This window comes from Variovorax sp. E3 (genome assembly GCF_016082275.1).
GTDB lineage: Bacteria > Pseudomonadota > Gammaproteobacteria > Burkholderiales > Burkholderiaceae_C > Variovorax.
Genome location: NZ_MOWM01000243.1, coordinates 1 through 6,985, shown reverse-complemented (window position 1 = coordinate 6,985; position 6,985 = coordinate 1). Strand labels below are relative to the sequence as shown.

General features: G+C 70.9%; 7 protein-coding genes. 2 read left to right on the top strand and 5 right to left on the bottom strand.

Going from position 1 to position 6,985, the window contains the following annotated elements:
* The 4 genes from BMG07_RS38855 to BMG07_RS38840 form a co-directional block, all read right to left on the bottom strand.
* A partial coding sequence (locus BMG07_RS38855) for an oxaloacetate decarboxylase (protein ID WP_198088945.1) occupies nucleotides 1-701 on the bottom strand: 701 nt, incomplete at its 3' end.
* A 57-nt stretch (nucleotides 702-758) separates the two neighbouring features.
* Nucleotides 759-2,144, bottom strand: a complete 1,386-nt coding sequence (locus BMG07_RS38850; RefSeq protein ID WP_198088944.1) for an L-serine ammonia-lyase — start codon at nucleotides 2,142-2,144, stop codon at nucleotides 759-761.
* A 4-nt stretch (nucleotides 2,145-2,148) separates the two neighbouring features.
* Entirely contained in the window at nucleotides 2,149-3,318 is a 1,170-nt protein-coding gene (locus BMG07_RS38845; protein ID WP_198088943.1) for a M20 aminoacylase family protein, read from the bottom strand.
* 29 nt (nucleotides 3,319-3,347) lie between these two features.
* Entirely contained in the window at nucleotides 3,348-4,697 is a 1,350-nt protein-coding gene (locus BMG07_RS38840; RefSeq protein ID WP_198088942.1) for a DUF3100 domain-containing protein, read from the bottom strand.
* Nucleotides 4,698-4,812: 115 nt separating this feature from the next.
* On the opposite strand from BMG07_RS38840, the gene BMG07_RS38835 reads away from it, so the two are divergent.
* Together BMG07_RS38835 and BMG07_RS38830 are read left to right on the top strand one after the other, a co-directional pair.
* A complete protein-coding gene (locus BMG07_RS38835; RefSeq protein ID WP_198088941.1) occupies nucleotides 4,813-5,787 on the top strand; it encodes a LysR family transcriptional regulator in 975 nt (324 codons plus the stop codon).
* Nucleotides 5,788-5,911: 124 nt separating this feature from the next.
* The gene (locus tag BMG07_RS38830) at nucleotides 5,912-6,310 is read left to right on the top strand and encodes a CopD family protein (RefSeq protein WP_269759836.1); all 399 of its coding nucleotides are present in this window, start codon (nucleotides 5,912-5,914) and stop codon (nucleotides 6,308-6,310) included.
* A gap of 73 nt (nucleotides 6,311-6,383) precedes the next feature.
* Here BMG07_RS38830 and BMG07_RS38825 read toward each other — a convergent pair whose 3' ends face one another.
* A complete protein-coding gene (locus BMG07_RS38825; protein ID WP_198088940.1) occupies nucleotides 6,384-6,797 on the bottom strand; it encodes an organic hydroperoxide resistance protein in 414 nt (137 codons plus the stop codon).
* Between the last annotated feature and the right edge of the window lie 188 nt (nucleotides 6,798-6,985).

Genomic DNA, 6,985 nt, shown 5'->3' with positions numbered 1-6,985 from the left:
ATGCCGCCGCCCACGCTGACGCGGCGCACGCCGAGCTCGGCGATGTCCTGCATCGTGAGTTCGCTGGCGCCGCCCACCAGCAGGTTGACCGGCCGGGGCGCCACGGCCGCGACCACGGCCGCGATCTGCTCGCGGGTCTTGATGCCGGGCGCATAGAGGCAGTCGGCGCCCGCGTTCGCATAGGCCTTCAGGCGCGCGATGGCGTCGTCGAGGTCGGGGCGGCCAGCGAAGAAGTTCTCGGCGCGGCCGATCAGCATCACGTCGGCGCCCGAGGCGTCGATGGCCTTGCGCGCGGCGCGCATGCGCTCCACCGCCACGTCGAGGGGAAAGAGCGGGTCGGCCGCGTTGCCGGTCGAGTCTTCGATCGACAGGCCCGCCACGCCGGTCTCGATGGCCAGGCGCACGCTCCCGGCCACGCCTTGCGCGTCGGCGGCGAAGCCGTTCTCGAAGTCGGCGTTCACCGGCAGATCGGTCGCCTCGACCAGTTCACCCAGGTGCGCGAGGATGTATTCGCGCGACAAGGCGCCGTCGGCATAGCCCTGCGACCACGCGAAGCCGGAACTGGTGGTGGCCAGCGCCTTGAAGCCCAGGCCTTCGAGATAGCGGGCGCTGCCCGTGTCCCAGGGGTTCGGAATGACGAAGCAGCCTTGTTCGTGGAGGGCGCGGAAGGCGGCGCGCTTTTCGGCGACGGTGCGGGTCATGGGGCCTCGGCTTTCTGTGTTCAGGACAGTGAGCCGGCCATTCTGACGCAGCCTCCGTCAGCACTCCACCACGTTCACCGCAAGCCCCCCCAGCGAGGTCTCCTTGTAGGTCGACTTCATGTCCTCGCCCGTCTGCTTCATGGTGCGGATCACCGCGTCCAGCGACACGTAGTGGCTGCCGTCGCCGCGCAGCGCCATGCGCGCCGCGTTGATGGCCTTCACCGCGCCCATCGCGTTGCGCTCCACGCACGGGATCTGCACCATCCCGCCGACCGGGTCGCAGGTCAGGCCCAGGTTGTGTTCCATGCCGATCTCGGCGGCGTTCTCGACCTGCGCCGGCGTGGCGCCGAGCACGGCCGCCAGCGCGCCCGCCGCCATCGAGCAGGCCACGCCCACCTCGCCCTGGCAGCCGACCTCGGCGCCGGAGATGGAGGCGTTGGCCTTGTAGAGCATGCCGATGGCCGCGGCGGTGAGCAGGAAGTCGACGATGCCCTCGTCGCTGGCCTGCGGCACGAAGCGCTGGTAGTAGTGCATCACGGCCGGCACCACGCCCGCCGCGCCGTTGGTGGGCGCGGTGACGACGCGGCCGCCGGCGGCGTTCTCTTCGTTCACCGCCATGGCGAAGGCGTTGACCCAGTCCATCACCGCGAGCGGATCGGCCGCGCCGGCCTGCGCCAGCAGTTCGCGGTTCAGTTCGGGCGCGCGGCGGCGCATGCGCAGCGGGCCGGGCAGCGATTGCGCGGCCAGCGGGTTGTCGATGCCGAAGCCGCGCTGCACGCACTGCTGCATCACGCCCCAGATGCGCAGCAGGCCGGCGCGCACCTCGGCTTCGGGCCGCCACACGCATTCGTTGCGCATGACCAGCTCCGCCACCGAGAGGCCGGTGACCGCGCACTGCGCCATGAGCTCGTCGCCGGTGGTGAACGGGTGCGGCACGGCGGCGGCCGTTGCCACCGTCTGGGCCACGGCCTGCCCGCCCTCGACGACGAAGCCGCCGCCGACCGAGAAATACGTGGCCTCGGCCCGCACGGCGCCGTCGGCCGCGAAGGCGGTGAAGCGCATGGCGTTGGGGTGCTCGGGCAGCGACTCTTCGCCGCGAAAGGCGATGTCGCGCACGCGGTCGAAGGTGATCGGCGTGGTGCCCAGCAGGCTCAGCTGGCCGGTGCGGCGCAGCGCCTCCAGCCGGGGCTGCACGGTCTCGGGGCGCACGGTGTCGGGCGCGTCGCCGAACAGGCCGAGGATCACGCCCTGGTCGGTCGCGTGGCCGTGGCCGGTGGCGCCGAGCGAGCCGAACAGGTCCACATGCAGCCGCGCCACTTGCGCAAGCAGGCCGCGCTGTTCGAGCGACTGCGCGAACATCAGCGCCGCGCGCATCGGCCCGACGGTGTGCGAACTCGACGGCCCGATGCCGATCTTGAAGATGTCGAAAGCGGAGAGCATCAACGCATCATGCGACCGGAAGCTGCCGCTTGACCAGCGCCACCCAGTAAGCCGCGCCCAGCGGCAGGATGTTGTCGTTGAAGTCGTAGTACGGGTTGTGCACGTTCGGGTCGTTCGGGCCCTCCCCCCCGCCGATGCCGATGTACGCGCCGGGCCGCTTCTGCAGCATGAACGCGAAGTCTTCCGAGCCCATGGCCGGCGGAATGTCGGTGTGCACCTGCGCGAGCTCGACCAGGCTCGCGGCGGCGGCGATGGCCGCGTCGGTCTCGGCGGGCGTGTTGACCACGCCGGGGTAGCCGCGCCGGTACGCGAGCGCCACCCTGGCGCCGTGCGTGGCGGCCACGCCGTCGCAGATCTGCTGCATGGCGGCCTGGGTCTTGTCCTGGATGGCGGCGTCGAGCGTGCGCACGGTGCCGCGCAGCACCACCGTCTCGGGGATCACGTTCCAGGTGTCGCCGCCGTGGATCTGCGTGACGCTCACCACGGCCGAATCGGTGGCGCCGGTGCGGCGGCTCACGATGGTCTGCAGCGCGTTGATGAGCTGGGCCGAGACCACGACCGAGTCGATGCCCGTCTCGGGCATGGCGCCGTGGCTGCCCTTGCCGGTGACGACGATCTCGAAGGTGTCGAGAAAGGCCGTCATCGTGCCCTTGCGAATGGCGAACTGGCCGCGCGGCAGCGCCGGGAAGTTGTGCATGCCGTAGACGGCGTCGGCGGGGAACTGGTCGAACAGGCCCTCTTCGACCATCACGCGGCCGCCGCCTTCGTTCTCTTCGGCGGGCTGGAACACGAAGTGCACCGTGCCCTTGAAGGGCTTGTGGCGCGACAGGTGCTCGGCCGCGCCCAGCAGCATGGCGGTGTGGCCGTCATGGCCGCAGGCGTGCATCTTGCCCGCGCACTTCGACGCATGCGCCTGCGTGCCCAACTCCTGCATGTTGAGCGCGTCGAGGTCGGCGCGCAGCGCGATGCTCGGGCCGTCGCCGTTCTTCAGCGTGCCGACCACGCCGGTGCCGGCCAGGCCGCGATGCACCGGCAGGCCCATCAGCATCAGCGCGTTGGCGACGACGTTGGCGGTGCGGTGCTCCTCGAAGGCGGTCTCGGGGTTGGCGTGGATGTCGCGGCGCCAGCTGAGCATGCGGGCGCGGGTGTCTTCGGCGATTTCGGGGTCGCGGTACATGGGGTGGGTCTCTCTCGTGGGTTGTCGGGTCAATGGAAGAATTCTGCGATCAGGGTCGCGCCGAGGAAAGTGCCGGCCGTGGCGGTGAGCGACACCACCACGATGCGCCAGCCCAGCTGGCGGAACACCGGCAGGTCCTTGGCGACCGAGAAGCCGGCCAGCGCCAGCACCGGCGTGGTGAAGGCCAGGAAGTTGAGCTTGGCGGTGATGGCGATCAGCACGTCCGAGAACGGAAACAGCCCCGGAATGCCCGCCACGGTGGCCACCACCGACAGCACCAGCACCATCGGCAGGCGCGGCACCAGGCGCTTGATGCCCTCGACCACCAGCGCGATCAGCACCACCGCGGCCATGCCTTCGAGCGACACCAGCATCGGCACCTTGTAGGTCAGCGAATTGCCGATGAGCACGCCGCCGCCCACCACGGCCCAGGCGATGAGCGTGTCGCGCAGCGACATGGCGCCGCCGTGCGGCAGGCCGCCCTGCGCCACCTGGGACATGGCACCGGCGCCCGCCGCGTCCTGCGCGCCGCGCCTGGAGAAGCGGCCCAGCACCGGCTCCAGCTTGCCGTACAGCCACGAACACAGCGGCAGCGACAGGAACAGCGTGAAGTAGAAGCCGGCCACGGTGGTCAGCAGGTTCGACGCGGCGGCGATGGCCGTGAGCTGCGGCAGCATCTCGGCCGGCTGCTGCGCGGCGATGGCGCCCAACGCCGCCGCCATGAGGCTGCCCGAGCCCACGCCGGCGCCCATGGCCAGCGAGCGCGGATCGAAGATGTGCAGGCTGGCGATGAAGCCCGCCAGCACCGCGATGAAGAGCGCGCCCAGCACGGTGCCGGTGATGTATTCGGCCAGCACGCCTCGGCCTTCGGGCGAGGCCATGCCGTACTTCTCGCCGATGATCACGAGGTTGCCCTCGCGGCCCACCGAGAAGGTGGCGCCCACGGCCTCGCGCTTGATGCCCAGCAGCAGCGCCAGCGGCAGGCCCAGGGCCAGCGTGCCCAGCGCATGGCCGAACTCCTGGAACAGCAGCGCCCAGCCGGCCTGCTTGATCTGCGGCAGCGCGGCGCCCACCGTGAGGCCCAGCTTCACCACGAACAGCAGCAGGCCCGCGTTCAGCAGGCCGCCGGCAAAGCTCTGCTCGGGCGTGGCCACGCGCACCACGCCCGGCACGCGACGTTGCGCAATGCCCCACACGGCCGCGATCAGCAGCGCCCACAGCATCGGCAGCAGCGCCACCTTGCCCGGCCCGACGCTGAACTGCACCGGGCCGATCAGCTCGGCCAGGGCCACGATGGCCAGCGTGACGAGCGCGAGCTTGAGTTTTCCGGAGGCGCTGGAAGGCGCGGCGGACGAAAGAACGGAGGCGGCAGAGGTCATGGGTGGGGCTTCTTCTGGCGGAATGCCGGCGAGTTTCGGCGCGCGGGCCGCTTGCATCAATGACCGCAAATGGGGATATTCGATGCATTGAATGCAACACTCAGGAGACCGGGCCATGGACGACAAGCTCGACACGCGCCGCGTGCGCTACTTCATGCAGGTGCTCGACAGCGGCTCGGTGCGCGGCGCCGCCGACGTGCTCGACATGGACCCCTCGGCCGTGAGCCGGGCCATCGGCCTGCTCGAGCAGGAGTGCGGCGTGCCGCTGCTGGAGCGCCACGGACGCGGCGTGGTGGCCACCGACGCGGGCGAAATGCTGGCCGGCTACGTGCGGCGCCAGAACAGCCAGAAGCAGCACCTCATGGCGCAGATGGACAGCATCCGCAAGATCGAGCGCGGCCACATCGACATCGTGGCGGGCGAAGGCTATGTCGACTGGCTCATGCGCCGCAGCCTGCGCGACTTCATGACCACGCACCCGAAGATCACCATCGAGCTCGACGTGGCCAGCACCGACGAGATCGTGCGCCGCGTGGTCGAGGAGCGCGCCCACATCGGCCTGCTGTTCCAGCCGCCGAAGGACGAGCGGCTGACCTCGCACCATTCGCACCCGCAGCCGATCCAGACGATGGTGCTGCGCTCGCACCCGCTCGCGCAGCTGGGCCGCCCGCTCAGGCTGGCCGACCTGCTGCCCTACCCCGGCGCCACGCTGCACCGGCACTTCGGCGTGCGCCAGCACATCGAGGCGGCCGAGATCAGCGAGGGCGTGCGCCTGCCCTCGATGCTGACCACCTCGTCGTTCAGCGCGCTCGGGCACTTCGTGTCGGCCGGGCTGGGCTACACGCTGGGCACGCGCATCTCGCTCACGCCGAACGCCAGCAACCCCGAGCTGATCGAACTGCCGATGAAGAACCCGCTGCTGTCGCAGGGGCGCTCGCACATCGTGTCGCGCCACGGGCGCATGCTGTCGCCGGCCGCGGCGGAGCTGCTGCGCCGCGTGGTGGCCGACATGCGGCGCTATGCCGACGAGGTGCCCGGCAAGGAGAAGCCGATGCGCGCGCCGGCGCGGGGGCGGCGCGTCGCGGCATGAGGGGCACGGGGGACATGAGGGGCGGCGTTGCGCGGGCGGCCCTTTCGGTGTTCTGATCGGGCCCCATGTCCTACGTCATCCCGCTTTTCATCCACCTGCTGTGCGCCGCCTTCTGGGTCGCGGCATGGCGACCCTGCACTTCGCGGTGCGCCCCGCCGCCGTCGCCACGCTGGAGCCGCCGCTGCGCCTGCGCATGATGGCCGCGACGCTGCGGCGCTTCTTCGTGGGGGTGGACGCGTCGGTCACGCTGCTGTTCGTGACGGGCGTGACCATGATCCTGGCCACCGGCGGTTTTCGCGGCGTGCACTGGCGCGTCGAGGCGATGATGAGCATCGCGATCGTGATGGCTGCCATCTACGTCTACATCCGCGCATCGGTGTTCCGGGCGCTGCGGCGCGCGGTCGAAGACAGCGCGTGGCCCGTGGCCGCGGCGCGGCTGAACACAGTGCGCAAGCTGGTGATGGTGAACCTGGCGCTGGGCGTGGTGGTGTTCGGCGTGGCCATCATCGGGCGGGCCGGCTAGGCGCGTCTTCGCCATCGGCAGCGCGGCCCGCCTGGTTGAACAGGCGGGCGCGCGCACTTCAGCCGGGCTCAGCTCAAACCAGGTTGAGCTCCACGTCGATGTTGCCGCGCGTGAGCTTGGAGTACGGGCAGGTCTGGTGCGCGGTGTCGACCACGGCGCGCGCGGTGTCGCGGTCCAGGCCCGGCAGGCTCACGTTCAGGCGCGCCGCCAGGAAGTACTGGCCTTCCTGCAGCACGAGGTCGACCTCGGCGTCGACCGACAGGTCGGCCGGCAGCTTGATCTTCAGCGTGCCGGCGGCCTTGCCCATCGCGCCGATGAAGCAGGCCGACCAGCCGGCCGCGAACAGCTGCTCGGGGTTGGTGCCCGTGCCGTTGCCGCCGGGGGGCGACAGCTGGATGTCGAGGTGGCCGTCGCTGCTGCGCGAGGCGCCCTGGCGGCCGCCGGTGGTGTGGGTCTTGCCGGTGTAGAGGACTTGCTTGTCGGACATGGTGGTTCCTTGGATGGAGGTGATGCCGAGGGGTTGATGCGTGTGGCCGGTGCTCAGAGCGCGAGGCGGCCGATGCCGTGCGCCACTGCGGCGGCCTGGGCGCGCACGGTGGCGCGGTCCAGCGTGCTTGCGAAGTGCTCGGCCGGGCCCGCGCCCGAGCCGTCGCCGTAGATGTTGCCGGCGCGCGC

Coding starts and splice junctions, on each gene's coding strand:
- BMG07_RS38830 (WP_269759836.1), top strand. CDS start 5,912: ATGGCGACCCTGCACTTCGCGGTGCGCCCCGCCGCCGTCGCCACGCTG.
- BMG07_RS38845 (WP_198088943.1), bottom strand. CDS start 3,318: ATGTACCGCGACCCCGAAATCGCCGAAGACACCCGCGCCCGCATGCTC.
- BMG07_RS38835 (WP_198088941.1), top strand. CDS start 4,813: ATGGACGACAAGCTCGACACGCGCCGCGTGCGCTACTTCATGCAGGTG.
- BMG07_RS38825 (WP_198088940.1), bottom strand. CDS start 6,797: ATGTCCGACAAGCAAGTCCTCTACACCGGCAAGACCCACACCACCGGC.
- BMG07_RS38840 (WP_198088942.1), bottom strand. CDS start 4,697: ATGACCTCTGCCGCCTCCGTTCTTTCGTCCGCCGCGCCTTCCAGCGCC.